Annotated in this window: 29 protein-coding genes; 11 read left to right on the top strand and 18 right to left on the bottom strand. The window is 63.6% G+C overall.

Going from position 1 to position 24,995, the window contains the following annotated elements; translation table 11 throughout:
• Positions 1-16: 16 nt before the first annotated feature.
• Genes AC0L3U_RS15895 through sdhC form a run of 4 tightly spaced genes read right to left on the bottom strand, consistent with a single transcriptional unit; the run spans position 17 to position 3,492 of the window.
• Positions 17-799, bottom strand: a complete 783-nt coding sequence (locus tag AC0L3U_RS15895) for a succinate dehydrogenase iron-sulfur subunit (protein ID WP_027566351.1) — start codon at positions 797-799, stop codon at positions 17-19.
• A 42-nt stretch (positions 800-841) separates the two neighbouring features.
• The gene (sdhA, locus tag AC0L3U_RS15890; protein ID WP_473362342.1) at positions 842-2,677 is read right to left on the bottom strand and encodes a succinate dehydrogenase flavoprotein subunit; all 1,836 of its coding nucleotides are present in this window, start codon (positions 2,675-2,677) and stop codon (positions 842-844) included.
• A gap of 3 nt (positions 2,678-2,680) precedes the next feature.
• Positions 2,681-3,097, bottom strand: coding sequence for a succinate dehydrogenase, hydrophobic membrane anchor protein (gene sdhD / locus AC0L3U_RS15885; RefSeq protein ID WP_473293579.1), 417 nt, complete (start codon positions 3,095-3,097; stop codon positions 2,681-2,683).
• The gene (sdhC, locus tag AC0L3U_RS15880; protein WP_473293580.1) at positions 3,094-3,492 is read right to left on the bottom strand and encodes a succinate dehydrogenase, cytochrome b556 subunit; all 399 of its coding nucleotides are present in this window, start codon (positions 3,490-3,492) and stop codon (positions 3,094-3,096) included. The genes sdhD and sdhC overlap by 4 nt, the downstream gene beginning before the upstream one ends.
• A gap of 516 nt (positions 3,493-4,008) precedes the next feature.
• Between sdhC and AC0L3U_RS15875 the strand changes: the two genes are divergently transcribed.
• Positions 4,009-4,869 carry a sulfite exporter TauE/SafE family protein gene (locus AC0L3U_RS15875; protein WP_473362341.1) on the top strand — a complete coding sequence of 287 codons (861 nt, stop codon included), beginning with the start codon at positions 4,009-4,011 and terminating at the stop codon, positions 4,867-4,869.
• Here AC0L3U_RS15875 and AC0L3U_RS15870 read toward each other — a convergent pair.
• Together AC0L3U_RS15870 and AC0L3U_RS15865 are read right to left on the bottom strand one after the other, a co-directional pair.
• Positions 4,862-5,371, bottom strand: coding sequence for a hypothetical protein (locus AC0L3U_RS15870; protein ID WP_473362340.1), 510 nt, complete (start codon positions 5,369-5,371; stop codon positions 4,862-4,864). The two genes, AC0L3U_RS15875 and AC0L3U_RS15870, sit on opposite strands and share 8 nt — an antisense overlap.
• A gap of 28 nt (positions 5,372-5,399) precedes the next feature.
• A complete protein-coding gene (locus AC0L3U_RS15865) occupies positions 5,400-6,929 on the bottom strand; it encodes a malonate--CoA ligase (RefSeq protein ID WP_473362339.1) in 1,530 nt (509 codons plus the stop codon).
• A 126-nt stretch (positions 6,930-7,055) separates the two neighbouring features.
• Between AC0L3U_RS15865 and AC0L3U_RS15860 the strand changes: the two genes are divergently transcribed.
• From AC0L3U_RS15860 to AC0L3U_RS15845, 4 genes are all read left to right on the top strand, one after another.
• Complete coding sequence (locus AC0L3U_RS15860) at positions 7,056-7,817, top strand: SDR family oxidoreductase (RefSeq protein WP_473362338.1); 762 nt, start codon at positions 7,056-7,058, stop codon at positions 7,815-7,817.
• Between the two features lie 300 nt (positions 7,818-8,117).
• Complete coding sequence (locus AC0L3U_RS15855) at positions 8,118-8,672, top strand: fasciclin domain-containing protein (RefSeq protein ID WP_473362337.1); 555 nt, start codon at positions 8,118-8,120, stop codon at positions 8,670-8,672.
• Between the two features lie 183 nt (positions 8,673-8,855).
• On the top strand, positions 8,856-9,485 hold the full coding sequence (locus AC0L3U_RS15850) for a cytochrome b/b6 domain-containing protein (protein WP_473362336.1): 630 nt from the start codon (positions 8,856-8,858) through the stop codon (positions 9,483-9,485).
• Between the two features lie 15 nt (positions 9,486-9,500).
• Complete coding sequence (locus AC0L3U_RS15845; RefSeq protein ID WP_473362335.1) at positions 9,501-10,283, top strand: molybdopterin-dependent oxidoreductase; 783 nt, start codon at positions 9,501-9,503, stop codon at positions 10,281-10,283.
• 165 nt (positions 10,284-10,448) lie between these two features.
• Here AC0L3U_RS15845 and AC0L3U_RS15840 read toward each other — a convergent pair whose 3' ends face one another.
• On the bottom strand, positions 10,449-11,639 hold the full coding sequence (locus AC0L3U_RS15840) for a YbfB/YjiJ family MFS transporter (RefSeq protein WP_473362376.1): 1,191 nt from the start codon (positions 11,637-11,639) through the stop codon (positions 10,449-10,451).
• Between the two features lie 229 nt (positions 11,640-11,868).
• Here AC0L3U_RS15840 and leuB point away from each other — a divergent pair, with 229 nt between their 5' ends.
• Entirely contained in the window at positions 11,869-12,981 is a 1,113-nt protein-coding gene (gene leuB / locus AC0L3U_RS15835) for a 3-isopropylmalate dehydrogenase (protein ID WP_473362334.1), read from the top strand.
• Positions 12,982-13,058: 77 nt separating this feature from the next.
• On the opposite strand, the gene AC0L3U_RS15830 is transcribed toward leuB, so the two are convergent.
• Both AC0L3U_RS15830 and AC0L3U_RS15825 read right to left on the bottom strand, forming a co-directional pair.
• Positions 13,059-13,445 (bottom strand): hypothetical protein, encoded by a 387-nt coding sequence (locus AC0L3U_RS15830; protein WP_027566362.1) that lies wholly within the window; start codon positions 13,443-13,445, stop codon positions 13,059-13,061.
• A 156-nt stretch (positions 13,446-13,601) separates the two neighbouring features.
• Entirely contained in the window at positions 13,602-14,402 is an 801-nt protein-coding gene (locus AC0L3U_RS15825; protein ID WP_473362333.1) for a hypothetical protein, read from the bottom strand.
• 116 nt (positions 14,403-14,518) lie between these two features.
• On the opposite strand from AC0L3U_RS15825, the gene AC0L3U_RS15820 reads away from it, so the two are divergent.
• Positions 14,519-15,553, top strand: coding sequence for an aspartate-semialdehyde dehydrogenase (locus AC0L3U_RS15820; RefSeq protein ID WP_473362332.1), 1,035 nt, complete (start codon positions 14,519-14,521; stop codon positions 15,551-15,553).
• A 113-nt stretch (positions 15,554-15,666) separates the two neighbouring features.
• On the opposite strand, the gene AC0L3U_RS15815 is transcribed toward AC0L3U_RS15820, so the two are convergent.
• Positions 15,667-16,311, bottom strand: a complete 645-nt coding sequence (locus AC0L3U_RS15815) for a carbonic anhydrase (protein ID WP_473362331.1) — start codon at positions 16,309-16,311, stop codon at positions 15,667-15,669.
• A gap of 110 nt (positions 16,312-16,421) precedes the next feature.
• On the opposite strand from AC0L3U_RS15815, the gene AC0L3U_RS15810 reads away from it, so the two are divergent.
• Positions 16,422-17,303 (top strand): HpcH/HpaI aldolase/citrate lyase family protein, encoded by an 882-nt coding sequence (locus tag AC0L3U_RS15810; RefSeq protein WP_473362330.1) that lies wholly within the window; start codon positions 16,422-16,424, stop codon positions 17,301-17,303.
• A 57-nt stretch (positions 17,304-17,360) separates the two neighbouring features.
• On the opposite strand, the gene AC0L3U_RS15805 is transcribed toward AC0L3U_RS15810, so the two are convergent.
• The 6 genes from AC0L3U_RS15805 to AC0L3U_RS15780 form a co-directional block, all read right to left on the bottom strand.
• Positions 17,361-17,834: a hypothetical protein gene (locus tag AC0L3U_RS15805; protein ID WP_473362329.1), complete on the bottom strand. Its 474-nt coding sequence runs from the start codon at positions 17,832-17,834 to the stop codon at positions 17,361-17,363.
• 203 nt (positions 17,835-18,037) lie between these two features.
• A complete protein-coding gene (locus tag AC0L3U_RS15800; RefSeq protein WP_473362328.1) occupies positions 18,038-18,739 on the bottom strand; it encodes a hypothetical protein in 702 nt (233 codons plus the stop codon).
• A gap of 192 nt (positions 18,740-18,931) precedes the next feature.
• Entirely contained in the window at positions 18,932-19,351 is a 420-nt protein-coding gene (locus AC0L3U_RS15795) for a hypothetical protein (protein WP_473362327.1), read from the bottom strand.
• A gap of 150 nt (positions 19,352-19,501) precedes the next feature.
• Positions 19,502-20,287 carry a glycosyltransferase family 32 protein gene (locus tag AC0L3U_RS15790; RefSeq protein WP_473362326.1) on the bottom strand — a complete coding sequence of 262 codons (786 nt, stop codon included), beginning with the start codon at positions 20,285-20,287 and terminating at the stop codon, positions 19,502-19,504.
• An 81-nt stretch (positions 20,288-20,368) separates the two neighbouring features.
• Positions 20,369-20,974, bottom strand: a complete 606-nt coding sequence (gene leuD / locus AC0L3U_RS15785; protein WP_456766813.1) for a 3-isopropylmalate dehydratase small subunit — start codon at positions 20,972-20,974, stop codon at positions 20,369-20,371.
• A gap of 89 nt (positions 20,975-21,063) precedes the next feature.
• Entirely contained in the window at positions 21,064-21,465 is a 402-nt protein-coding gene (locus tag AC0L3U_RS15780) for a metallopeptidase family protein (protein WP_456766812.1), read from the bottom strand.
• 155 nt (positions 21,466-21,620) lie between these two features.
• Here AC0L3U_RS15780 and AC0L3U_RS15775 point away from each other — a divergent pair, with 155 nt between their 5' ends.
• From AC0L3U_RS15775 to AC0L3U_RS15765, 3 genes are all read left to right on the top strand, one after another.
• Positions 21,621-21,902 carry a hypothetical protein gene (locus tag AC0L3U_RS15775; RefSeq protein ID WP_456769762.1) on the top strand — a complete coding sequence of 94 codons (282 nt, stop codon included), beginning with the start codon at positions 21,621-21,623 and terminating at the stop codon, positions 21,900-21,902.
• A 41-nt stretch (positions 21,903-21,943) separates the two neighbouring features.
• Complete coding sequence (locus tag AC0L3U_RS15770) at positions 21,944-22,201, top strand: hypothetical protein (protein WP_473362325.1); 258 nt, start codon at positions 21,944-21,946, stop codon at positions 22,199-22,201.
• Between the two features lie 155 nt (positions 22,202-22,356).
• Positions 22,357-22,926, top strand: a complete 570-nt coding sequence (locus tag AC0L3U_RS15765) for a hypothetical protein (RefSeq protein WP_473362324.1) — start codon at positions 22,357-22,359, stop codon at positions 22,924-22,926.
• Between the two features lie 54 nt (positions 22,927-22,980).
• Here AC0L3U_RS15765 and AC0L3U_RS15760 read toward each other — a convergent pair whose 3' ends face one another.
• Positions 22,981-23,190 (bottom strand): hypothetical protein, encoded by a 210-nt coding sequence (locus tag AC0L3U_RS15760; protein ID WP_473362323.1) that lies wholly within the window; start codon positions 23,188-23,190, stop codon positions 22,981-22,983.
• A 95-nt stretch (positions 23,191-23,285) separates the two neighbouring features.
• Entirely contained in the window at positions 23,286-24,692 is a 1,407-nt protein-coding gene (leuC, locus tag AC0L3U_RS15755; RefSeq protein ID WP_473362322.1) for a 3-isopropylmalate dehydratase large subunit, read from the bottom strand.
• Between the last annotated feature and the right edge of the window lie 303 nt (positions 24,693-24,995).

The raw sequence follows: 24,995 nt of genomic DNA, 5'->3' as shown, positions 1-24,995 counted from the left end.
GCAGCATGAATGACGCCTAGATCTGGCGCTCGACCATCTTGAGCTTGAGCTCGGCGATGGCTTCCGCCGGGTTGAGGCCCTTCGGGCAGGCCTTGGCGCAGTTCATGATGGTGTGGCAGCGATAGAGGCGGAACGGGTCCTCGAGATTGTCGAGCCGCTCGCCGGTGGCTTCATCCCGCGAATCCGACACCCAGCGGTTGGCCTGGAGCAGCGCGGCGGGACCGAGATAGCGCTCGCTGTTCCACCAATAGCTCGGGCACGAGGTCGAGCAGCAGGCGCAGAGGATGCACTCGTAGAGCCCGTCGAGCTTCTCGCGGTCTTCGTGGCTCTGCTTCCATTCCTTCTGCGGCGTCGGCGAGGTCGTCTTCAGCCACGGCTCGACCGAAGCGTACTGCGCGTAGAAATTGGTGAGGTCGGGGATGAGGTCCTTCACGACAGGCTGGTGCGGCAGCGGATTGATCTTCACCGCGCCGTCCTTCACGTCGTGCATCGAGCGGGTGCAGGCCAGCGTGTTCTGGCCGTCGATGTTCATCGCGCAGGAGCCGCAGACGCCTTCGCGGCAGGAGCGGCGGAAGGTCAGCGACGGGTCGATGTTGTTCTTGATCCAGATCAGGCCGTCCAGCACCATCGGCCCGCAATCATGGGTGTCGACATAATAGGTGTCGACGCTGGGATTCTTGCCGTCGTCCGGGTTCCAGCGATAGACGCGGAATTCGCGAGTTTCAGTCGCGCCCGCGGGCTTCGGCCAGGTCTTGCCGCCGCTGATCTTGGAGTTCTTCGGAAGTGCGAATTCAACCATTTCGATAAAGCTTTCGCTGTTCGTTCAGTACACGCGCGCCGTTTAGTAAACGCGAGCTTTCGGCGGGATGTACTGGACGTCGTTGGTCATGGTGTAGTCGTGAACCGGGCGGTACTCGATCTTGACCTTGCCGGAATCTTCCAGCCAGGCCAGCGTGTGCTTCATCCAGTTCTTGTCGTCGCGGTCGGAGAAATCCTCGCGGGCATGCGCGCCGCGGCTCTCGGTGCGGTTGGCGGCCGAGTTCATCGTCACCACCGCCTGCGCGATCAGATTGTCGAATTCGAGCGTCTCAATCAGGTCGGAATTCCACACCAGCGAGCGGTCGGACACGGCGATGTCGGTGATGCCGCTATGGACCTTCTCGATCAGGTTCTGGCCTTCGCTCAGGATGTCGCCGGTGCGGAACACCGCGCAATTGTTCTGCATCACGTGCTGCATGCCTTCGCGCAGCTTGGCGGTCGGCGTGCCGCCGGAGGCGTAGCGATAATGGTCGAGCCGGCCGAGCGCCAGGTCGGACGAATTCGCCGGCAGCTCCGGCTGGCTGGCGTTCGGCGTGAGCTTCTCGGCGAGGCGCAGCGCCGCGGCGCGGCCGAACACGACGAGGTCGATCAGCGAGTTGGAGCCGAGGCGGTTGGCGCCGTGCACGGAAACGCAAGCGGCCTCGCCGATCGCCATCAGGCCCGGGATGATGGCGTTGTCGTCGCCGTCCTTCTTGGTCAGGACTTCGCCGTGATAGTTCGTCGGGATACCACCCATGTTGTAGTGCACGGTCGGCACGATCGGGATCGGTTCGCGCGTCACGTCGACATTGGCGAAGATCTTTGCGGATTCCGAGATGCCCGGCAGGCGCTCGGCCAGCACGGCGGGATCGAGATGATCGAGATGAAGGAAGATGTGGTCCTTCTTCTTGCCGACGCCGCGCCCCTCCCGGATCTCGATGGTCATCGCGCGCGAGACGACGTCACGCGAGGCCAGATCCTTCGCCGAGGGCGCATAGCGCTCCATGAAGCGCTCGCCCTCGGAGTTGACGAGATAACCGCCTTCGCCGCGCGCGCCTTCAGTGACGAGACAGCCCGAGCCGTAGATGCCGGTCGGGTGGAACTGCACGAACTCCATGTCCTGCATCGGCAGGCCGGCGCGCAGGACCATGCCGCCGCCATCGCCGGTGCAGGTGTGCGCCGAGGTGCAGGACGCATAGGCGCGGCCATAGCCGCCGGTCGCGAGAATCACGGTCTGGGCGCGGAAGCGGTGCAGCGTGCCGTCGTCGAGCTTGAGCGCGATGACGCCGCGGCAGGTGCCCTGGTCGTCCATGATCAGGTCGATGGCAAAGAACTCGATGAAAAACTCGGCCGCGTGGCGCAGCGACTGGCCGTACATCGTGTGCAGCATGGCGTGGCCGGTGCGGTCGGCGGCGGCGCAGGTGCGCTGCGCCTGGCCCTTGCCGTAGTCCATCGTCATGCCGCCGAACGGACGCTGGTAGATCTTGCCGTCTTCGGTGCGCGAGAACGGCACGCCCCAATGCTCGAGCTCGTAGACTGCCTCGGGCGCGTTGCGCACCATGTATTCGATCGCGTCCTGGTCGCCCAGCCAATCCGACCCCTTCACGGTGTCGTACATGTGCCAGCGCCAGTCGTCCTTGTGCATGTTTCCGAGCGACGCCGAGATGCCGCCCTGCGCCGCGACGGTGTGCGAGCGGGTCGGAAACACTTTGGTGATGCAGGCGGTGCGGAGGCCGGCTTCGCTGCAGCCGACCACGGCGCGCAAGCCCGCGCCGCCGGCGCCGACCACGACGACATCATAGGTGTGGTCTTCGATCGGATAGGCTTTGCCGTTGGTGGCGGGAGCGCCGTTGCCCTTGCCATTGGTCTCTGTGGCCATGGGTTAGACTCCGGAGGAAAGTTTCAGGATCGCGTAGGTCGAGGCGAGCGCCACGGCGAACGAGAAGAAGTTGTTGAGCATGATCGAGATGAGCTTCAGCTTCTCGTTATGAATGTAGTCCTCGATCACGACCTGCATGCCGATCTTCATGTGCCAGGCGCTGGCGAAGATGAAGAGCAGCAGGATCACCGCGACCGGCAGCGAGCCCAGGATCTGTGCGGCGCCGGCCTGGTTGCGGCCGAGCAGCATCATCACGATCACGATCACGGGGATCATCAGCAGCGTCATGGCGACGCCGGTGATGCGCTGGCGCCAGAAATCGGACGTGCCCGAATGCGCCGCGCCGAGATTGCGCACGCGGCCGAGCGGGGTGCGCATGGAGGAACCCTTCGGAGAGCCGTGGGATTCGTCGAAACTCATCGTCCGCCTCCGATCGCGTAGGCGATGATCCAGACGAGGACCGTGAGCACGATGCCACCGATCAACGCGCCCCAGGTCAACGCTTCGCGCTCATTGGCCTTGAAGCCGTAGCCGAGGTCCCAGACGAAATGCCGGATGCCGCTGAGCATGTGGTGCATCAGCGCCCAGGTGAAGCCGAACACGATCAGCCGGCCGATGATGCTGCCGGTGAAGGCCTGGACGTGGCTATAGGCGGCGGGGCCCGAGGCCGCCGCAATCAGCCACCAGGCCAGCAGCAGCGTTCCGGCGTAGAGGGCAATCCCGGTGGCGCGATGAACGATGGAGAGCGCCATCGTCAACGTCCAGCGGTAGACTTGCATGTGTGGCGAAAGCGGTCGTTCGATCCGTGCGGTCATGGGCTTCGATTGCTTTATTGCGGCCCAGCATGGGCGCGCGGGGATCGCGAAAGGTCGGCTCTATTTACGGAGTCGATTTCACCTGCGCAATCACCAAATCGCCATAGATCGAACTTGGGTTCAGCTCTAGGCCCTTGATGTAACAAGGCCAATCGGCGGCTTGGTATACCAGGGCCATGGCGCACCGGCTAAAGACAGAACCAAAATTCAGGTCTTGCCCCAAAGCTGCGGCGCATTGAAATTACTATTGGAACGGCTCTAAGCCGCCACAGGCCAACCAGGGTTCGAACCAGTCATTCCTGACGTTCGAACCGGCAGGGCTGATCAGCGAGCAATTTCCAATTTCCGCCAAGCGCACCGATTTTTCGCGAGACGGGCGGATATGCGCAGCCTGCATCCCACCCCAGACCGCCGATGCGGCGGTCGACCCGACAAATCAGATCGCCTAGAGCATTGCGGGCAGCTGTCCGAGCGATGCATCGGAGAAGTTGCGACCACCGCCGGGGCAGGTCAGGGGTGATTGCAGGACTCGATATCAAGGAGATCGTCGAACTCGCGCTGTTGCTGATCGCAACCGGCGCGCTCTCCGGATTTTTGGCCGGCGTGTTCGGCATTGGCGGCGGCGCGATTCTGGTGCCGGTATTCTACGAGTGCTTCCGCATCGCCGGTGTGCCGCTCGAGGTGCGCATGCCGCTCTGCATCGGCACTTCGCTCGCTGTCATCATCCCGACTTCGATCCGTTCGTTCCAAGCGCATTACAAGCGCGGCGCCGTCGATCTTGCGATCCTTCGGGTCTGGTGGCTGCCGATCCTGGTCGGCGTCGTCGCCGGCAGCGTGGTCGCCCGCTACGCGCCGGAGCGGCTGTTCAAGATCGTGTTCGTCGCCGTCGCCTGGTCGGCCGCGGTACGGCTGATCTTCGCGCGCGAGAGCTGGAAGCTCGGCGATGATCTGCCGAAGGGGCCGCTGATGCGATTCTACGGCTTCTGCGTCGGCATTTTGTCGACCTTGATGGGCATCGGCGGCGGCCTGTTCTCGAACCTGCTGATGACCTTCTACGGCCGCCCGATCCATCAGGCCGTGGCGACATCGTCGGCGCTCGCGGTGCTGATCTCGATCCCCGGTGCGCTCGGCTACATCTATGCCGGCTGGCCTGCGGCGGCGCACTATCCCGGCGTTGCAGCCCTGCAAGTCCCATTCGCGCTCGGCTACGTCTCCCTGATCGGCGCCGTGCTGGTGATGCCGATGAGCCTTGTGACAGCTCCGCTCGGCGTGAGAGCCGCGCATGCGATGTCCAAGCGGAGGCTGGAGGTCGCGTTCGGGTGCTATCTGTTCATCGTCGGCAGCAGGTTTGTGCTGAGTCTGATGGGCGCTAGTTAACCGACCGGTCCTTCAATCTCACTTCGCTGTGGCCCCACATTTGAAGATTGCCTTGCGCCTCCAGAAGATCGGCCTCAACCAACGCCTGAATGCGGGCCGCAAAGACCTCAAAATCGACGGGAGCCGCTAACGCTTCTTCCTTTTCGACCCTCTCAACCGCGCAGTACAGGACCATTGCGACCGTCTGCCATCGCGGCTTCATGACAGAGAAAATGACGCGATCCAAATCGGTCTCCAGCACAGAGGACGGAAGTGAAACGTCTTCCCACCGGAGTGTGCTGTCGATGGTGGCAGGCCGTCCCGGCGGTTCAAGATCCGGAAATCGCTTGTAGATCAGTCGCAGAAGCTTGAATTGCAAATGGAAAACCGCCGTTACGAGCGGGTCTGCAAACAGCTTTCGACCGTCATCGCCAACATCGACGATCGCGGCCTCCGCTCGCCGGAATGCTGCGGCAGCATCGAGCAGGTGCTTGTGTATCTTCTTAGCTTGCTCTCGGTTCATGTCCCCCAAGCCCGGAGCGATTGCGCCCCTACTTCTTCGCGTAAAGATCCTTGTAAATATCCCGCAGCACGTTCTTCTGCACCTTGCCCATGGTGTTGCGCGGCAGCTCGTCGACCACGAAGACGCGTTTGGGCATCTTGAACTTCGCCAGCCGGCCGTCGAGCGCCTTCAGCACCGCGGCCTCGGTCACATCGGCGCCCTTGTTGCAGACCAGCACGGCCGTGACGCCCTCGCCGAAATCGGCGTGGGGCACGCCGATCACGGCGGATTCGATCACGCCGGGCATGGCGTCGATCTCGCTCTCGATTTCCTTCGGGTAGACGTTGAACCCGCCGGAGATGACGAGATCCTTGCCGCGGCCGAGAATGTGGACGTAACCCTTGGCGTCGATCTTGCCGAGGTCGCCGGTGATGAAGAAGCCGTCGTCGCGGAATTCCGCCTTGGTCTTCTCCGGCATGCGCCAATAGCCCTTGAACACGTTGGGGCCCTTGACCTCGATCATGCCGATTTCGTCACGCGGCAGTTCCTTGCCAGTCTCGGGCTCCGTGACGCGCACGGAGACGCCGGGGAGCGGAAAGCCGACTGCGCCGGGCACGCGTTCGCCGTCGTAGGGATTCGACGTGTTCATGTTGGTCTCGGTCATGCCGTAGCGCTCGAGCACGGCATGCCCCGTGCGCGCCGACCATTCGCGATGGGTTTCGGCGAGCAGCGGCGCCGAGCCCGAGATGAACAGCCGCATGTGTTGTGTGGTTTCGCGCGACAGCGCGGCGTTCTGGAGCAGGCGGGTGTAGAACGTCGGCACGCCCATCAGCACCGTAGCGCGCGCCATCAGCTTGATGATCAGATCCGGGTCGAGCTTCGGCAGGAAGATCATCGACGCGCGCGCAAACAGCGTCACGTTGGTCGCCACGAACAGGCCGTGGGTGTGGTAGATCGGCAGCGCGTGGATCAGCACGTCCTTTTCGGTGAAGCGCCAGAAGCTGACGAGCGAGAGCGAGTTCGACGCCAGATTGTCGTGGGTCAGCATCGCGCCTTTGGAGCGGCCGGTGGTGCCGGACGTGTAGAGGATCGCGGCGAGATCGTCGTTTGCGCGCGGCACCGTGGTGAATTCGCTGCTTGCCTTGTCGGCGGCATCCGTCAGCGAGCCCTTGCCGTCAGGCCCGAGCGTCTCGATTTTCGCCGTCACCTTGGCGGCGATGGGGGCGAGGCCTTCCGCCTTGGCGGGATCGCAGACCACCAGCGAGGGCTCGGCATCGCCGATGAAATAGTCGAGCTCGTTCAGCGTATAGGCGGTGTTGAGCGGCAGGTAGACCGCGCCGGCCCGCACCGTGGCCAGATACAGCACGATGTTGGCCACGGATTTTTCGACCTGAACCGCAACGCGGTCGCCGGGCTTCACGCCGCGCGCGACCAGCACATTGGCCATCTGTCCGGCCCGGGCGATCAGATCGCCATAGCTGATGCGGCCGCCGTCGTGCGTCTCGATCGCGAGGCGCTTCGGATCGTCCAGGCCGTCGAACAGGCGGGAAAACAGATTGGCGTTGGCAGCTTGGTTCATGCAAGATTTCCTCGACCGCAAGGCTTGACTGCAAGGCTTGACCACAAGGCTCGTCAGACAAGGCCGGTCAAAACCGAGGGCTGGATTAGCAAAAACCGCCCCGATGAAGCAACGGAGACAGTTTGCATGACCAAAAACGGGAAACGCGTGGCCTGGGTGACAGGCGGGGGCAGCGGGATCGGGGAGGCCGGCGCCGAGGCGCTGGCGGCCGACGGCTGGACGGTGGTGGTCTCGGGCCGGCGCAAGGACGCCCTCGATACCGTGGTCGCGAAGATCACTGGGGCGGGTGGAGCCGCTGAAGCCATCGCGCTGGACGTGTCGGTCGCCGCTGCGGCCCAGAAGGCCGCCGATCAAATCGTCGCGAAGCACGGCCGGATCGACCTGCTGGTGAACAATGCCGGCATCAATGTCCCCAAGCGCAGCTGGCAGGACATGGAACTGAAGGGCTGGGACAAGCTGGTTCAGGTCAACCTCAACGGCGTGCTCTATTGCTTGCGCGCGGTGCTGCCGACGATGCGCAAGCAGCAGGACGGCTCCATCATCAACGTCTCGTCCTGGGCCGGCCGCCACGTCTCGAAAATGCCGGGCCCGGCCTACACCACGACCAAGCATGCGGTGTTGGCGCTGACCCATTCCTTCAATATGGACGAATGCGTCAACGGCTTGCGCGCCTGTTGCCTGATGCCGGGCGAGGTGGCGACCCCGATCCTGAAGCTGCGCCCGGTGGTGCCAAGCGAGGAGGAGCAGGCCAGGATGCTGCAATCCGAAGATCTCGGCCGCACCATCGCCTTCATCGCGAGCATGCCGGCGCGGGTGTGCATCAACGAACTCTTGATCAGCCCGACGCATAACCGCGGATTCATTCAGACGCCGCACAACAGGGATTGAGCGGCAGGTAGATCGTCGAGGCTCGTCATTGCGAGCGAAGCGAAGCAATCCAGCGGTGCATCCGTGGTGGCAGCCTGGATTGCTTCGTCGCTTCGCTCCTCGCAATGACGCACCCCACGAACACACCCGCACTTAGTTTCACGCATCACAAAGAAGTTTTATTCGAAACCGCTTCGCAAAACCTCCCGTAATTCGAGCCAACGACGTCGCTGCTGCTTCACGCTCACAGGTCGCAGCCACCGTTGTTGCCCAACTCGAACGCCGGCAATCGCCGGTCATCATCCAATCGGGAGACTCTCCATGTCGAAGCGCATTGCCTATCTCGCTGCTGCAGCTTTCAGCACCCTGGCCATCACCGCGACCGTCGTCGCGCCCGCCCGCGCCGAGGAAAAGACCGTCATGGTCGGCGGCGCCGCGATGTTCCCGTCAAAGAACATCGTCCAGAACGCCGTCAACTCGAAGGACCACACCACGCTGGTGGCGGCGGTGAAGGCGGCCGGCCTGGTGCCGACGCTGGAAGGCAAGGGCCCGTTCACGGTGTTCGCGCCGACCAACGCCGCCTTCGGCAAGCTGCCGGCCGGCACCGTCGATACCCTGGTCAAGCCCGAGAACAAGGCGACGCTGACCAAGATCCTCACCTATCATGTGGTGCCCGGCAAGCTCGAGGCGTCCGATCTCGCCGACGGCAAGAAGATGAAGACCGCCGAAGGCGAGGAGCTGACGGTGAAGAAGATGGACGGCAAGGTCTGGATCGTCGATGCCAAGGGCGGCACCTCGATGGTGACGATCTCCAACGTCAATCAGTCGAACGGCGTGATCCATGTGGTCGACACCGTGCTGATGCCGGCGACGTAAATACCGCGCGACCCGGCTTCATCCCCGAACCGGATGCGACGAAATGGCGAGCCGGGGGTACCCGGCTCGCTTTATTGTGACCATGATAGTCCGCCGGTATCGATTCGATGCCGGGCAGGGCGTAACGAAAGCGGAAGCATCGGCGTATAATTGCTGTCAGACGATGTTCAGGACGGAACCGCCATGTCGAGCCTCACTGCCACCGACGAGCAGGTCAGCGCCACCCCGGCCAAAGTGATCCAGCCGGCCTGGGTCCGGGTCATGCACTGGATCAACGCCCTCGCCATGATCCTGATGATCCTGTCGGGCTGGCAGATCTACAATGCCTCGCCGCTGTTCGGCTTCAGCTTTCCGCGCGACTACACGCTCGGCGGCTGGCTCGGTGGCGGCCTGCTCTGGCACTTTGCGGCGATGTGGCTGTTGATGATCAACGGCCTTGCCTATCTCGTCACCGGTTTTGCTACCGGCCGCTTCCGCAAAAAACTGCTGCCGATCACCCCGTCCGGCGTGCTTCACGACGTCAGGGCTGCCCTGACCTTCAAGCTCGGCCATGCCGATCTCACCGTCTATAACTACGTGCAGCGCGTGCTCTATGCCGGCATTATCCTGGTCGGCGTGATTATCGTGCTGTCGGGGCTGGGAATGTGGAAGCCGGTGCAGCTGCACTGGCTCGTGAGCCTGTTCGGCGACTATCCGACCGCGCGCTACATCCATTTCTTCTGCATGGCCGCGATCTGCGCGTTCCTCGTCATTCACGTTTTACTCGCGCTGCTGGTGCCGAAGAGCCTGCGTGCGATGATCATCGGCCGCTAGAGCGGAGAGAGAACCATGGCCAAGCGCTCATTCCTGATCCCCGGCGTCGACAAGCGGCTGCTGATCAAGGACTCCATCAAGACGATGCCAGAGGTCAGCCGCCGCCGCTTCATCGCGGGCGGCGCCAGCCTCGGCGCGCTGACGCTGCTAACCGGCTGCGACGTGATCGACTCGTCCTCCGCCGAGGAGATGCTGAAGTCGGTTTCGAAATTCAACGACGCCGTGCAGGATTTCATCTTCAATCCCGACGCACTGGCGCCGACGTTTCCCGAGAGCGCGATCACAAAGCCCTTTCCGTTTAACGCCTATTACGATCTCGACGACGCGCCTGACGTCGACGGTGCCGACTGGAAGCTCGAAGTCCGCGGCCTCGTCGACAACAAGAAGTCGTGGACGCTTCCGGAATTGTACAAGCTGCCGCAGGTCACGCAGATCACGCGTCACATCTGCGTCGAGGGCTGGAGCGCGATCGGCAGCTGGACCGGCACGCCGATGCGCGACTTCCTCAAGCTGATCGGCGCCGACACGCGTGCGAAGTACGTCTGGTTCCAGTGCGCCGACAAGGACGGCTACAATTCGCCGCTCGATATGCGCACCGCGCTGCATCCGCAAACCCAGATGACGTTCAGATACGCCGGCGAAATCCTGCCGCGCGCCTACGGCTTCCCGATGAAGATCCGCGTGCCGACCAAGCTCGGCTTCAAGAACCCGAAATACGTGGTGTCGATGGAAGTCACCAACGACTATAAGGGCGGCTATTGGGAAGACCAGGGGTACAATTCGTTCAGCGGGAGTTAGCTCCGCGAGTTAACCTGATCGTCGTCCCGGCGAAGGCCGGGACCCATAACCACAGGGAGACGTTTGGCGGGGACTCGTAGTGAAGCGTCCTCCCACTGTACTCTCGCCTGCACCCATCGATAGATCACGCGGTATGGGTCCCGGCCTTCGCCGGGACGACACCAGCTATTTAGCCGGCCCCACCTTTCGCTGACACAACGCCGCAACCGCGCCCAGCGCCAGCAGCGCGGCCGACACATTCAGCGCGTAACTCAAGCTCCCCAGTGCATCCGTGATGGCGCCGACCACGATCGGCCCCAGCGTCTGGCCGACGCCGAACGAGATCGTCATCGCCGCGATCGCGGTCGGCCATACCTCGGGCGGATAGTTGAACCGCACGAAGGCGGTGGTCGAGCCGACCACGGCGAAGAAGGCGACGCCGAACACGATTGCCGAGACCGCGAGCCATGCCGGCGAATGCCCGAGCATCGGCAGGGCGGCGCCGAGCGCGTTGGTGCCGAGAATGATCGCGGTGGCCAGCCCGCCGCGATCGAGCGCGAGCACGCCGCGCCAGGCCCACGGCGTGACGAAGGCGCTCAAGCCGATCAGGCTCCAGAACCCGGCCTGTGCCGCGGCCCCGCCGCCGCCGTCGCGCACATAGGCGATCATGAAGGTCATGTAGGCGATGTAGCCCGCGCCAAACAGGAAGTAGCCGGCGAGATAGATCAGCACGGGGAGAATCGCGAAGGCGCCGTGGCCGCCTTGCGAGAAACGCACGCCACTCTCGATGCGGACCAGGAACAGCGGCACAGTCATGACGACGGACAGCAGGGTCATCGCCCACCACACGATCCACCACGAGCCCGGCCCGAAATATTGCAGCGTGAACGGGGCGATCAGGCCCGATGCCAGAATGCCGATGCCGGGCCCGGCATAGAACAGGCTGAGCAGGAAATTGGCCCGCTCCGGGCGCGACTGCGCGATGGATGCCGCCAGCGCGCCGCCGGCGACGAAGCCCGCCGCGGCGCCAACGCCCAGCACCAGACGGGCCAGGCTCAGCGCGACGAAATTCCCGGTCAGCGCGCAAGTCGCGAGCGCGACGACGCAGGCCAGGGTTCCGCCCCGGATAGCGGCCGACCAGCCGACCCTCTGGATCAGCCGGGACGCCACAAGCGCTCCCGCGAGGTAGCCGACGGCGTTGATGGTGTTCATGAAACCGGCCGCCGAGTAGGACCAGCCGAGGTCCTCCCGCATGTCCGGCAGCACCAGCGAATAGGCGAAGCGGCCGATGCCTAGCCCGACCGTCGCCGCCAGCGACAGGGTCAGGATCAGCCGCGCGGGGTGCGCGTCGGGCGGGGGACGGTCAGGGGCGTGCAAAGGAGGTACTCCGGCATGCGCAGTGTGGCAGGCCCTGCCCGCCTTGCACAGCCGCGAGGCGGCAATGGTGTCTTGCCAAGCACGCATCGCCGCTCTAGCACTCCGGCCGAAATTCACGAGATGCCGTCATGCCCGGCCTTGTGCCGGGCATCCACGTTCTTCTGCACCCGAGGCAAGACGTGGATGGCCGGGTCAAGCCCGGCCAAGACGAAACGGAGGAAGAACGACCATGGCGACCCACAAACTGCTGCTGCTTCCCGGCGACGGTATCGGCCCCGAGGTGATGGGCGAGGTGAAGCGGCTGATCGACTGGCTCAATTCGGCCGGGATCGCCAAGTTCGAGACCGACACCGGCCTCGTTGGCGGTTCGGCCTATGACGCGCACAAGGTGTCGATCTCGGAAGGCGACATGGCCAAGGCCAAGGATGCAGACGCCATCATCTTCGGCGCGGTCGGCGGTCCCAAATGGGACGCGGTGCCCTACGAGGTGCGCCCCGAAGCCGGCCTGCTGCGCCTGCGCAAGGATCTCGGTCTGTTCGCCAACCTGCGTCCCGCCGTGTGCTACCCGGCGCTCGCGGAGGCCTCGAGCCTGAAGCGCGAGGCGGTCGAGGGCCTCGACATCATGATCGTGCGCGAGCTCACCGGCGGCGTCTATTTCGGCGAGCCCAAGACCATCACCGATCTCGGCAACGGCCAGAAGCGTGCCATCGATACCCAGGTCTACGACACCTATGAGATCGAGCGCATCGGCCGCGTCGCCTTCGAGCTTGCGAAGAAGCGCAAGAACAAGGTCACGTCGATGGAGAAGCGCAACGTCATGAAGTCGGGCGTGCTCTGGAACGAGGTCATGACCCAGGTCCACAAGCGCGAATATCCCGACGTCACGCTCGAGCACCAGCTCGCCGATTCCGGCGGCATGATGCTGGTGAAATGGCCGAAGCAGTTCGACGTCATCGTCACCGACAATCTGTTCGGCGACATGCTGTCCGACATCGCGGCGATGCTGACGGGATCGCTCGGCATGCTGCCCTCGGCCTCGCTCGGCGAGGTCGACGTCAAGAGCAAGAAGCGCAAGGCGCTGTACGAGCCCGTGCACGGCTCGGCGCCAGATATCGCAGGCCAGGGCCTCGCCAATCCGATCGCGATGATCTCGTCGTTCGGCATGGCGCTGCGTTATTCCTTCGACATGGGCGCGCTCGCCGATAAGGTCGACGCCGCGATCGCCGCGGTGCTGGCCAGCGGCCTGCGCACGGCCGACATCAAGTCGGAAGGCACCACGTCCGCCTCGACCACGCAGATGGGCGAAGCGATCCTGAAGGAATTGCAGAAGCTCCACGCGTAACGACGCGCGTCGCCGACATCTCAAAAAAAATGGCCGGGCGCGAGCCCGGCCATTTTGATTCGGTCGATAATCCCGCCTCAGTACAGCGGGAAATTCTGCGGATAGCCGCCAACATCCTGCGGCGTGCTCAGCGGCTGGCGATCGATCGGGCGATTGAGATTTTCGCGCGCGAAGGTCGGATAGCCCACCGCCGGCGGGAAGGCGTAGTCGGAGAACTTGCGGTCGCCCGGATTGACCTCGGTGCCGCCGTCGAGCCAGGAGCGCTTGCTCACATAGATGCGGGTGCGGCCCTGCTGATAGCTCGCATTGGGGCCGCTCGGGCCGTAATAGTGACGGCCGCTGTCATAGCGCTGCTTCTTGGTGTCGGCCGAGGCGGGTGTCGCGAAGGCTGAGGACATGGCAATCACGGCGCCGGCCGCAAGCCACATCGCCAGTTTGTTCGCGGCAGAGAAATTCGAGCTCATCACGTCCCCTTCAGGCGGCAAGCCGCCAATCAATTTCACCCCCATACTAACCCGGCCGGGGCAGCTGCAACTAGGTCTATTGGGTCACACCAGCGCTGAATAATCGTGCGCGCCGGCAAAAGTTGCATGGATACAGCCACTTGAGCTTGATGCCGGTCAGAGCGCGCCGCGCAATTGCGCATTGGCGGCGCCGAGCAGCCAATCCGACGAACCCGGGGGCGCGCAGGGACGGCGCTTCAGCTCCGCATGGGCGAACAATTCGGCCAGCTTCGGCTCGTTGCCCGAGGTCAGCAGCGTCAGCCGGTTCAGCGTGCAGGCGATCGCCGCGCGCCGGGCGGGCAGGCTGTCGCCCTGGCAGGAGAATCCGGAGATCTGGAGCGCCGGCTCCTCGCTGCGCTTGAGGTAGCCGAGGCAGGCCCGCGCGCCCTCCGCCGTGCCGGTCGGCTGGAATAGGGCGACGGGGCCGAATTTCGTGTCGATCAGGCCGGCTTGCTCCAGCGGGGTCGCGGTGCCCAGTCCCATCCGGACGGCCAGATCGGCGGCGGCCGGACGAGTGACGTCGAATTCGCCGCCCTCGCGATAGATTTCGAGCTCGGCCATGAACTCGGCCATGGGCTTGTCCGCCTCGCCCGCCCAGCGCATCACGTCCCTGCGGCCGCCTTCGGGGTGCCTCAAGATAGTGTAAGAGGCTGTTTTTTCTGTCGAATCGAGCCGGCTGAGGGCGAAGCCCGGAGGCGAGCGGTCGGCCACGGCCCAACCCGGCTTCAGCGCCAGATCGTCGTCGCGCAAGGTTGGCAGCTGGCCGAGTGCGGCAAGGCCGAGGATGGCAAACAGCACCAAAGCCCCCACATAGGCGAACAGGCGCGCCAGCGTGCCGACGACCTCGTCGGCGAAGGCTGCAAGCGCCAGATGGATCTGGGTGGGGTTTGCGGCCGTGCTGGCCTCAGGCGACTGCATCCACGTCCCTAAGGCATGGTCCAACGTTGTCTTGAGGCCGGTTCTCGCATAGAAGCGCTGCTCTTCCTGTTTAAGCCTCAGCTTCAGGAAAGGGCTTTTTCGTCGGAGAGTGAACGATGGGTTACAAAGTCGCAGTCGTCGGCGCGACCGGCAATGTCGGACGGGAAATGCTCAACATTCTCGATGAGCGCAAATTCCCCGCGGACGAGGTGGTGGCCCTGGCGTCACGCCGCAGCATGGGCGTCGAAGTCTCCTACGGCGACCGCACGCTGAAGGTCAAAGCGCTCGAGCATTACGACTTCTCCGACGTCGACATCTGTCTGATGTCGGCCGGCGGCGAGGTGTCGAAGGAATGGTCGCCGAAGATCGGCGCCGCCGGCACGGTCGTGATCGACAATTCCTCGGCCTGGCGCATGGACCCGGACGTGCCGTTGATCGTGCCGGAAGTGAATGCGGACGCGACCGCGGGCTTCAAGAAGAAGAACATCATCGCCAACCCGAACTGCTCGACCGCGCAGCTCGTGGTCGCGCTCAAGCCCCTGCACGACAAGGCGACGATCAAGCGCGTCGTGGTCTCGACCTATCAATCGGTGTCGGGCGCCGGCAAGGACGCGATGGACGAATTGTTCTCGCAGACCAAGGCCGTCTACACCAACCAGGAGCTGGTCAATAAGAAGTTTCCGGCGCGCATCGCCTTCAACGTCATCCCCCAGATCGACGTCTTCATGGAGGACGGCTACACCAAGGAAGAGTGGAAGATGATGGCGGAGACCAAGAAGATTCTTGATCCCAAGATCAAGCTCTCCGCGACCTGCGTGCGCGTGCCGGTTTTCGTCGGCCATTCCGAGGCCGTCAACATCGAGTTCGAGAACCCGATCAGCGCGGACGAAGCGCGCGACATCCTGCGCAAGGCGCCGGGCTGTCTCGTCATCGACAAGCATGAGCCCGGCGGCTACGCCACGCCGTATGAAGCCGCCGGCGAGGACGCCACCTATATCAGCCGCATCCGCGAGGACGCGACGGTGGAGAATGGTATCGTGCTGTGGTGCGTCTCGGATAATCTGCGCAAGGGCGCCGCGCTCAACGCGATCCAGATCGCGGAAGTCCTGATCAACCGCAAGCTGATCAGCGCGAAGAAGAAGGCGGCGTAGGAGCTGTCATCGGTCTCGTAGGGTGGGCAAAGGCGCATCGCGCCGTGCCCACCATCATTCCGCGATTACGATAGAATTGGTGGGCACGCTTCGCTTTGCCCACCCTACGAGACTTACGCCACCTCGCGCGCGTTCCTGAATTCCTTCGCCGCCTTGTCCAGCACGAACAGCGATCCCTCCGCGACGCCGAAATAGGCGCCGTGGGTCTGCATCTGGCCGCTCTCGACCGCCTTCTGCACGAACGGGAAGGTCATCAGGTTTTCCAGGCTGCGGAACACCGCGGCCTTCTCGATGCGCTCGACGAATTGCGCCATGGTCTCGTGATCGCGCTGCTCCACCACCTCGCCGGGCTTGATGAACATCTGCATCCATTTGCCGATGAAGTCGCCCGGCGTGAGCGGCTCGATCTTGTCGACAAAGGCGCGGATGCCGCCGCACTGCGCGTGGCCGAGCACCACGATGTGCCTCACCTTCAGCACCGTCACGGCATATTCCAGCGCCGCCGAGACGCCATGCGCGTTGCCGTCGGGCTGATACACCGGCACCAGATTGGCGATGTTGCGGACCACGAAGAGTTCGCCCGGCCCGACGTCGAAGATCACTTCGGGTGAGACGCGGCTATCGCAGCAGCCGATCACCATCACTTCAGGGAACTGCCCCTTCACCGACAGCTCGCGGTAGCGGGTCTGCTCGGTCGGCAGCCGCTGGGTGGCGAAGGCCTTGTAGCCTTCCAGCAAATGCTCTGGGAATGTGGTCATGGCCTATGGCTAATCATATACCGCTGGGACGAACAAGCCTTTCGAATAGGCAGGCCAGATGCTATCGGCTTCGGTCGGAAGTGAGACGAGAAACCGGAAGGAACGCTTGCATGACCCGCCCGCGCCGCAGCCATTTGTTCATGCCCGGCTCCAACCCCCGCGCGCTGGAAAAGGCGCGTAATCTCGGCGCCGACGGCCTGATCCTCGATCTGGAAGACTCCGTCGCGCCCGATGCCAAGGCGGTGGCACGCGACGGCATCGCCGCCGCGATCGCGGCCAAAGGGTTCGGCAAGCGCGAGATCCTGATCCGGACCAACGGCCTCGACACGCCCTGGTGGGCCGACGACGTCGCGATGGCGGCGAAGGCCTCGCCCGACGGCATCCTGGTTCCAAAGGTTTCAAGCGTCGAGGACCTCGACACGATCGGCCGCCGTCTCGCCGAGCTCGGCGCGGCGCCGACCGTAAAAGTGTGGGCCATGATCGAGACCGCACGCGCCGTGCTGCATGCCGAGGAACTGGCCGCCGCGGGGCGCGATCCCAAGAGGCGCCTGTCAGGCTTCGTGTTCGGCCCGAACGACATCTCGCGCGAGACGCGCATCAAGATGCTGCCGGGCCGCGCCGCGATGATCCCGATGATCACCCATTGCATCCTGGCGACGCGCGCCCATGGCCTCGAAATCCTCGACGGCCCCTACAGCGACATCGCCAATCCCGATGGTTTCGCCACCGAATGCGCGCAAGGCCGCGATCTCGGTTTTGACGGCAAGACGCTGATTCACCCTTCGCAGATCGAAGCCTGCAACGCGATCTTCACCCCGCCCGAAGAGGACGTCGCGCGCGCCCGAAAGATCATCGCCGCGTTCGAATTGCCGGAGAACGTCTCGCGCGGCGCGATCCGTCTCGACGGCGCCATGGTGGAGCGGCTGCACGCCGACATGGCGCGGCGCACGATCGAGATCGCGGACGCGATTGCGGCGATGGCGAAGGGCTGACAATCGGTCGCGGTATTTTTGCTGTCCGCTGGAGCGAAAGGTTGAGCGTCATTGCCACTAGTCGTAGTCACAACCTACTGGCCTTGGCGTGCGCTTGTTGATTTCCTCGCGGATCGCGGACACGCAGCCAGGCGCGAGCGATCGCATCAACAGGTACTGTGGTGCTGGGCAAACATCTTCGTTGCCCGAGACCAACTTTCCAGCCTTGAACCGACAAGAAAACTTGGCTGGGTCGGGTTCAAACTCAGACCAGACACGAACGGGGTCGCCGGCTATCACCTCGGTGTATAAAACAACGATCCATTCTTCGTTGCTTTGCATCATCAAGAGTTGGCAGCCGGAGTAGTCTGGCCCGATCTCTTTGGCGCGAGGGTAGACGCGCAGCACCATGCCGTGATTCGTTTCTTCTCCCGCGTCTGCGGGTGGCTCAGCAAGATCGCAGTTCTTGCCCTGAGGGCGCGTTTCTGCGGCATGACCAACTCCAAGCGGTACGAGCAGGAGAAGAGCGAGCGCAACAGTGGTGACTCTCATGACGCTAACAGCCTCTTTGAGCCGTCGACGGCGGCATGGCCAAGATCGGTCCAATATTTTGATGACAGAGGCCCGTGTCGGCGGCAAGGGTTGACGCTGGCGAGGTCGACAAGAATGGATCAATTGAATCTTGAGCCGTAAAGCTGTTGGTTATGGTGCACGAAAAAACTGACTTTTCGCAGGCAGCTAAGTGCACCGTAATCCTATGCGATACGAGTCCACACCCTTAGGCCACCCAGCTGCACAAAACCGAGATCCACCGCGTGCGCCAAGTCTTGCCCATGCTCATAGCAGACGATCTCGGTCGGACCGAACAGCGTAACCACGGCGTTCAGGAATTGCTGGCGTGAGCCGAAAATATTCGTGACCCCAGTTGCGCCGGCTGCGTCGTACGCGATCCCGCCAGCGCAAATCATGTCCATCTCGTCGAAGCCCGCAAGGACGCAAACGCGGTGGTCCTCCAACAGCTCGGCGCGGAATATGCGCTGAGATTCTGGATCGGTGCCGCGCCAAGCCTGCTCCCACGCCGCCAGACCTGGCCCATCGACAATACGGCGCCAATCAAGTGCGTCCGTTATAATTGGCGGCGCGGATTGCCTCCGGCAGAGCCACCGAGCGTCGAACAGAATTTGAAAGCCCGCGAGCGACAAGTTAAGGCAAGAAAAGCTGTCCTTCACGCTGAGGCCGAGGTCGTTGTCGCGAGCCAGCTCAGCAATGAATCCGGTTTGGATAACGGGGTCTGCTCCAGCATCGACCGTCACGATGTTGGGATAATATTGTGGCGTTGGACGGGAGCAAAACCACATGCCATGAGCTTGCTCTACCGGCAGCCCATGCGACCGCCAAACTGCGGCACACCATTCGGCGTTATTGAGAGCCGCCAAATTGTTGCGGTTGTCCTGCATCGTCTATCCCTTGGCACGACATCGCAGGGCGCTGCAAGATACCAAGGTGTTGTCGAGTCAGAGCTGATGAATTTTTCGGACCGACGATGTCCGTTCACTATTGCATCGCTGCGGGCAGCAGCAGCCATCAATACCCCTGATCAAAGGCAGGCATTGGTAATTGCGCGCGCTAGCAAAATCTCCCGCGGCGCTTCAGTGCGACGCGTGATCCGCCCGATCGAGCGACTCCAGCGTTGACGCATTGGCGCAGAAGCCGTGATAGTTCTCCGCGGCGGTGCCGTCGGCCAGCTCGCGATCGCACTGGCCCTTGTGGCTGCAAAGAGCGCACACCCGCTCCATGTCGCGCAGCAGCAGCGGATGCGCGCGGCCAAGCCCTTCGGCGCTGATGCCGAGCTGCTCCAGCATCTTCGGCAGCTCGTCGGCGGCGTGCTTGCCGTGGCGGACCAGCTCCTCGAGATCGTCAGGCGCGATCCGCAGATCTTGCGCGATGCGATCGAAATCGGCGCGGTCGAGCTGCCGGATCTCGTTCAGCTCGCGGCGATGCTTCAGCCAGCTTGCAAAGGACTCGATGAGGTCCTGGACAATGGGATAAGGCCTGGTCGCGGTGCTCATGCGAAGCTCCATTGGAACGGCGGAATTGGAGCGAGATTAGGCACAATGGTGCAGGGGCGCGTTGCGCTGGATCAAATAGCGATGAGGGAGCCCGGGGCTCCGCTGCACCTCTCCGCAAGCGGGAGAGGGAGCGCAGCTCTTGCGCGGCAGTCAGCCGAACCGCTCTGCCGCCCACGCATACAGGCTGCCCGGGATCGGTTTCTCGCCGCCCCGGCCCTTGGGCGAGATGTGCAGGCCGATGATCTCGGGATCGGTGACGAGGCCGAGATAGCTCGACGGATCGAAGAACAGTTTTGGCTCGGCATGCACTGCGTAGAACGATTGCTTCGGCAAGGCGCAGTGCAGCTCGCCGGTGCGGCGCGCGAGCGCGGTGAGTGCCGCCGGCCCGAAGATCGCGACGCGAATGTCGGAGAGGCGGTTCGAGCCGCCGCGCAGGCGGCGCATCGCAAACGTGACGCGATGGCGCAGCGACAGCCAGTTCGGCGTCAGCTCCTCCTGCTCCATCAGCTCTTCGAAGGCGGCAACGATGCCATGCCCGGGCGGAAGGTAGATCACGGAATTGCCGAGCTGGCGCGGCCGCTCCCACGCGAAATAGGGCTTTGCCGGATCGATCTCGACCGGCCTGAGCAGCAGCACGTCGGCGTCGAGCCAGAGGCCGAGGCCTTTTGCCATCAGCTTCATGCGGAAGAAGTCGCTGAACTGGAGCGTGGTCCAGTCGCGCCAGCTGCCGTCCGGCTGCGGCGGCCGCAATCGTTCGGAGAACGCATGCGGCAGGATCGCCTCGGCATCCGCGTTGCCGACGCCGGCGGGCAGGCCGGGAATGGTGTCAAAACTGTAGACCGTGACCTTGTGGCCGGCAGCCAGCTGCGAGCGCAGACAGGTCTGGCGCAGGGCGTCCATCGGGCCGTGCCAGAAGGTGACGATGTCAGGCAGCATGGGCGCAAGCTATAGAGGACAACGCTGGCAAAGAAAAAGCCCCGGCGCTGTCAGCACCGGGGCTCAAACAAAAACTTGCGATCAGGCCCAGGCGCGTTCGTGCTTGAGCTTCTCCTCATAGGTGTCGATCGAGGCCTTCTTCTCCATCGTCAGGCCGATGTCGTCGAGGCCGTTGATCAGGCAGTGCTTGCGGAACGGGTCGATCTCGAACTTGACCTTGCCGCCGTCGGGACCGCGGATCTCCTGGTTTGGCAGGTCGATCGTCAGCGTCGCGTTGGCGCCGCGCTCCGCGTCGTCGAACAGCTTGTCGAGGTCTTCCTGGGCCACGCGGATCGGCAGAATGCCGTTCTTGAAGCAGTTGTTGTAGAAGATGTCGCCGAACGAGGTCGAGATCACGCAGCGGATGCCGAAGTCGAGCAGCGCCCAGGGCGCATGCTCGCGGCTCGAGCCGCAGCCGAAATTGTCGCCGGCGACCAGCACCTTCGCATTGCGATAGGCGGGCTGGTTGAGGACGAAATCAGGATTCTCGCTGCCGTCGTCCTTGTAGCGCTGCTCGGAGAAGAGCCCCTTGCCAAGGCCGGTGCGCTTGATGGTCTTGAGGTACTGCTTCGGAATGATCATGTCGGTGTCGACATTGATGATCTTCAGCGGCGCCGCGACGCCTTCCAGCGTGGTGAACTTGTCCATGGTTGCGCTTTCCCGGGGTGGTCTAGGGAACCGGTATTTATCGCGATCGGCGCGGAAATCCTAGGCCGAATTCGACAGATCTCGTCTGCCTAACCGGGCTCTTGAGCCTCGATCGCGGCCATGTCGTCGTCCGACAGCCCGAAATGATGGCCGATCTCGTGGATCAGGACGTGGCGGACGATATGGCCGAGGCTTTCGTCGTGCTCGGCCCAATAATCCAGGATCGGCCGGCGGTAGAGCCAGACCATGTTGGGCAGCCGCGCCACGTCGCCAAAACTCTGCTGCGGCAGGCCGACGCCCTGGAACAGGCCGAGCAGGTCGAACTCGCTCTCGCATGCCATCTCGTCCAGGACGTCCTCCGTGGGGAAGTCGTCGACGCGGATGATCACGCCCTCGCAGAGGCTGCGAAACTCCGCCGGCAGGCGTTCGAATACTTCATGCGCCATCGCTTCCATCTCGGCCAGCGAGGGCGCTTTCAATTCCGTCCACATGGGCTTGTCATAGCGTGGGTTTCGCAGCGATGCATCCGGCTTTATAAACGCGGCGAGGTTGACGGGCGCCGTCAAAACGGGGAGCGTAGGGCCTCGAAATGGACGTTCAAATGGGCGGAAAAATGCGAGCGAAAACAGCGCTGACGCTACTGTGCATGGGGTTGTTTTCGCAGTTTTGCGTTGGCGCGGAGGCCCAGACCGCGGCTCCCGGGATCAGACTGGCCCAGGCGGCCTCGCGAGACGATCTCCCGCCGCCGCGCAAGCGGGCCCCGGCGCGCCTGCGCGTCACGCCCTATTACAGTCCGGATGGCGTCTATCCCCGCTACAATCCCGGTCCCGATGCAGTCCGCGAGTGCAACGCCACCTATGTGCAGGAATATCGCCCCAGCGGCACGGTGATCGTGCCGCATATGAGCTGCTACTGGCGCCGGGGCTGATACGAGCGCGATGCCGTCGCGCGCCCGAGGCGGAGGTCGTCATGACGAGATGGTTCGCATTGGCGGTTGCCGTCGGGCTTGTTGCAGGCCTGCCTCACGCGTCCGCTGCGCACAGGGTGACGAAGCTGCCCGATGCGTCGGCCGGGCGCGCGGTGTTCGACGGGCGCCGACATGTGCGGTCCGACGTCGTGCGATACGCCCCGCGTCCCGATCCACATTACTACGCGCGGCCGGTCTACTACCGCCCTTATCCTTACGGCGTGCCGGCACCGTTCGTGCTCGGCTTCGGGCCGTGGTGACGACGTCGCGGCGCGGCGCAGTGCACGTCGTTCATTCATGAGGCATTCACGTCGCTGTCCCTAATTTAATCTTGGGAGCGACTGCCAATGAACAGGGATGACGCGAGCCGGGAGCGAGCGTCGCAACTCCGCTGTCCAGATTCAGGGAGAAGTCGATGCTGAGAATATTGGGTCTCAGGGCAAGCCCGATGCGCTTGCTCGGAATTGCGACCGCCGCGACGCTGATGCTGTCGGCCGGAACCACGCGTCGTGCTGAGGCGATGACCCCGATCAATCCGACGGCGTTGCCTGCGGCGAAGGCCGCAAGTGACGACATGATCCAGGTTCGCCACGGCGGCGGCGGCGGTGGACATGGTGGTAGCGGTCATGGCGGCGGCTTCCATGGCGGCGGCTTCCACGGTGGAGGCGGCTTCCACGGTGGCGGAGGACATATCGGCGGCTTCCGCGGCGGTGGCTTCCACGCTGGTGGCTTCCGCGCCGCGCCCGCCTTTCATGGCGGCGGCTATCGCTACGGCGGAGTTCGCCACTATGGCGGAGGCGGATTCCATCGCTACGGCATCTATCGCCCCGCCTATTACGGCCATCGCCATTTCCACCGGCGCTACTATGGCGGCTACTATCCCTATTACAGCCATCCGCGCCGCTGCCGGGTCATCTGGACCTATTACGGCCCGCGCCGCGTCTGCCGTTGGCATCGCTGGCACCATCCGTACCGCTATTGGTAAGCACGACGGAAATGAAAAGGGCGCCTCGACGGCGCCCTTTGTTCATCCGGTGGTTTAGAGCCAATCCTTCAGTTTCCACGTCGCCGACGTCCAGCGCGTGAGGTTCTCCAGCTTCCATTGCTTGAACATCGCCGGCGGCCAACGGCTGAGCTTCGAGGCCTCCTCGACCTCGGGCTTGGCGATCATGCGCAGCGGTGCCGCGCGCCGCCGGTGCTGGGGCGTCGCCGCGCTGATCAGATCGACATATTCAGGCTTGCCGGCCATGAGCTCGTGTCCTCGCGAAATGTTCGCGAGGACGCAGTGTCGGCGCTACCGATTAACGGCGGTTTGCCGCGATCGCTCAAATTGCAGGGAGCGGCTTACCGCCACTCCCTGATGTCGACGAAGTGACCCGCGATCGCCGCGGCTGCGGCCATCGCCGGCGACACCAGATGGGTGCGGCCCTTGAAACCCTGGCGGCCCTCGAAATTGCGATTCGAGGTCGAGGCGCAGCGCTCTTCCGGAGCCAGCTTGTCCGGGTTCATCGCGAGGCACATCGAGCAACCGGGCTCGCGCCATTCGAAGCCGGCCTTGATGAAGATCTTGTCCAGACCTTCAGCCTCGGCCTGCTCCTTCACGAGACCGGAGCCCGGCACGACCATGGCGTTGACGCCGCCTGCGACCTGCTTGCCTTCCGCGATCTTGGCGGCGGCGCGCAGATCCTCGATCCGGCCGTTGGTGCAGGAGCCGATGAAGATGCGGTCGAGCTTGATGTCGGTGATCTTCGTCCCCGCGGTCAGGCCCATATATTTCAGCGCGCGGTGCTTGGAGAGACGCTTGGCCTCGTCCGCGATCTTGTCGGGATCGGGCACGCTGCCGGTGACCGAGATCACGTCTTCAGGGCTCGTGCCCCAGGTCACGATCGGCGGCAGCTTGGCTGCATCGAGCCGCAGCTCGTGGTCGAAATTTGCGCCCTCGTCCGAGCGCAAGCGCTCCCAGTAGCGCATCGCGGCGTCCCAGTCCGCGCCCTTCGGTGCCTTCGGGCGGCCGCGCAAGAAGTCGAACGCCTTCTGGTCCGGCGCGACCAGGCCGGCACGCGCGCCGCCTTCGATCGACATGTTGCAGACCGTCATGCGGCCTTCCATGCTGAGCGCGCGGATCGCGTCGCCGGCGTATTCGAGCACGTAGCCGGTGCCGCCCGCGGTGCCGATCTCGCCGATGATGGCCAGGATGATGTCCTTGCCCGTCACGCCGTCAGGCAATTCGCCGTCGACGGTGACGCGCATGTTCTTCGCCTTCTTCTGGATCAGCGTCTGCGTCGCCAGCACATGCTCGACTTCCGACGTGCCGATGCCGTGCGCGAGCGCGCCGAACGCACCATGCGTCGAGGTGTGGCTGTCACCGCAGACGATGGTGGTGCCGGGCAGCGTAAAACCCTGCTCGGGGCCGATGACGTGGACGACGCCCTGACGCTTGTCGAACTCGTCGTAATATTCGATGCCGAATTCCTTGGCGTTGTCGGCCAGTGCCTTGATCTGCTCGATGCTTTCAGGGTCGGGGTTCGGCTTGCTGCGGTCCGTGGTCGGCACGTTGTGATCGACGACGGCCAGCGTCTTCTCCGGCGCGTGGACCTTGCGGCCGGTGGCGCGCAGGCCTTCGAACGCCTGCGGTGAAGTGACCTCGTGCACCAGATGGCGATCGATATAGAGCAGGCAGGTGCCGTCCTCGGCTTCGTGCACCAGATGGTCGTTCCAGATCTTGTCGTACAATGTGGTCGGCTTGGACATGAGCGTCAGCTCCAGGAATGTTGTGTAGAGCGGGTTGCGCGGCTGGCGCGCGGGGCAACAAAATCGTCAGCGCAGCTTTTAGGCTGCGCGCGTAAGCTCTGACGTTGCCGAGGTCGCGAAGCGTCCGAAGAACCGGCCGGGCAGCCGCGAGCGATCGTCGATGACGACGCGCTTGACGGGTGAGAGGCTGGTCAAATCTGGAAACATTCCAAGAATATATAGCAGGCCGAATTGGAATCGCGAGGGCTTTGACGCGCACGGCTGACGCAACAAAAAAGCGCGGGGTTTGGCCCCGCGCTTTCT

This window comes from Bradyrhizobium sp. Kon69 (genome assembly GCF_055807515.1).
This window is presented reverse-complemented; position numbering and strand designations above follow the sequence as displayed.

What these genes read in the sequence shown, in the direction of transcription:
- AC0L3U_RS15895 (WP_027566351.1), bottom strand. Translation starts at nt 799, where the DNA reads ATGGTTGAATTCGCACTTCCGAAGAACTCCAAGATCAGCGGCGGCAAG.
- sdhA (WP_473362342.1), bottom strand. Translation starts at nt 2,677, where the DNA reads ATGGCCACAGAGACCAATGGCAAGGGCAACGGCGCTCCCGCCACCAAC.
- sdhD (WP_473293579.1), bottom strand. Translation starts at nt 3,097, where the DNA reads ATGAGTTTCGACGAATCCCACGGCTCTCCGAAGGGTTCCTCCATGCGC.
- sdhC (WP_473293580.1), bottom strand. Translation starts at nt 3,492, where the DNA reads ATGACCGCACGGATCGAACGACCGCTTTCGCCACACATGCAAGTCTAC.
- AC0L3U_RS15870 (WP_473362340.1), bottom strand. Translation starts at nt 5,371, where the DNA reads ATGAACCGAGAGCAAGCTAAGAAGATACACAAGCACCTGCTCGATGCT.
- AC0L3U_RS15865 (WP_473362339.1), bottom strand. Translation starts at nt 6,929, where the DNA reads ATGAACCAAGCTGCCAACGCCAATCTGTTTTCCCGCCTGTTCGACGGC.
- AC0L3U_RS15860 (WP_473362338.1), top strand. Translation starts at nt 7,056, where the DNA reads ATGACCAAAAACGGGAAACGCGTGGCCTGGGTGACAGGCGGGGGCAGC.
- AC0L3U_RS15855 (WP_473362337.1), top strand. Translation starts at nt 8,118, where the DNA reads ATGTCGAAGCGCATTGCCTATCTCGCTGCTGCAGCTTTCAGCACCCTG.
- AC0L3U_RS15850 (WP_473362336.1), top strand. Translation starts at nt 8,856, where the DNA reads ATGTCGAGCCTCACTGCCACCGACGAGCAGGTCAGCGCCACCCCGGCC.
- AC0L3U_RS15845 (WP_473362335.1), top strand. Translation starts at nt 9,501, where the DNA reads ATGGCCAAGCGCTCATTCCTGATCCCCGGCGTCGACAAGCGGCTGCTG.
- leuB (WP_473362334.1), top strand. Translation starts at nt 11,869, where the DNA reads ATGGCGACCCACAAACTGCTGCTGCTTCCCGGCGACGGTATCGGCCCC.
- AC0L3U_RS15830 (WP_027566362.1), bottom strand. Translation starts at nt 13,445, where the DNA reads ATGAGCTCGAATTTCTCTGCCGCGAACAAACTGGCGATGTGGCTTGCG.
- AC0L3U_RS15825 (WP_473362333.1), bottom strand. Translation starts at nt 14,402, where the DNA reads ATGCAGTCGCCTGAGGCCAGCACGGCCGCAAACCCCACCCAGATCCAT.
- AC0L3U_RS15820 (WP_473362332.1), top strand. Translation starts at nt 14,519, where the DNA reads ATGGGTTACAAAGTCGCAGTCGTCGGCGCGACCGGCAATGTCGGACGG.
- AC0L3U_RS15815 (WP_473362331.1), bottom strand. Translation starts at nt 16,311, where the DNA reads ATGACCACATTCCCAGAGCATTTGCTGGAAGGCTACAAGGCCTTCGCC.
- AC0L3U_RS15810 (WP_473362330.1), top strand. Translation starts at nt 16,422, where the DNA reads ATGACCCGCCCGCGCCGCAGCCATTTGTTCATGCCCGGCTCCAACCCC.
- AC0L3U_RS15805 (WP_473362329.1), bottom strand. Translation starts at nt 17,834, where the DNA reads ATGAGAGTCACCACTGTTGCGCTCGCTCTTCTCCTGCTCGTACCGCTT.
- AC0L3U_RS15800 (WP_473362328.1), bottom strand. Translation starts at nt 18,739, where the DNA reads ATGCAGGACAACCGCAACAATTTGGCGGCTCTCAATAACGCCGAATGG.
- AC0L3U_RS15795 (WP_473362327.1), bottom strand. Translation starts at nt 19,351, where the DNA reads ATGAGCACCGCGACCAGGCCTTATCCCATTGTCCAGGACCTCATCGAG.
- AC0L3U_RS15790 (WP_473362326.1), bottom strand. Translation starts at nt 20,287, where the DNA reads ATGCTGCCTGACATCGTCACCTTCTGGCACGGCCCGATGGACGCCCTG.
- leuD (WP_456766813.1), bottom strand. Translation starts at nt 20,974, where the DNA reads ATGGACAAGTTCACCACGCTGGAAGGCGTCGCGGCGCCGCTGAAGATC.
- AC0L3U_RS15780 (WP_456766812.1), bottom strand. Translation starts at nt 21,465, where the DNA reads ATGTGGACGGAATTGAAAGCGCCCTCGCTGGCCGAGATGGAAGCGATG.
- AC0L3U_RS15775 (WP_456769762.1), top strand. Translation starts at nt 21,621, where the DNA reads ATGGGGTTGTTTTCGCAGTTTTGCGTTGGCGCGGAGGCCCAGACCGCG.
- AC0L3U_RS15770 (WP_473362325.1), top strand. Translation starts at nt 21,944, where the DNA reads ATGACGAGATGGTTCGCATTGGCGGTTGCCGTCGGGCTTGTTGCAGGC.
- AC0L3U_RS15765 (WP_473362324.1), top strand. Translation starts at nt 22,357, where the DNA reads ATGCTGAGAATATTGGGTCTCAGGGCAAGCCCGATGCGCTTGCTCGGA.
- AC0L3U_RS15760 (WP_473362323.1), bottom strand. Translation starts at nt 23,190, where the DNA reads ATGGCCGGCAAGCCTGAATATGTCGATCTGATCAGCGCGGCGACGCCC.
- leuC (WP_473362322.1), bottom strand. Translation starts at nt 24,692, where the DNA reads ATGTCCAAGCCGACCACATTGTACGACAAGATCTGGAACGACCATCTG.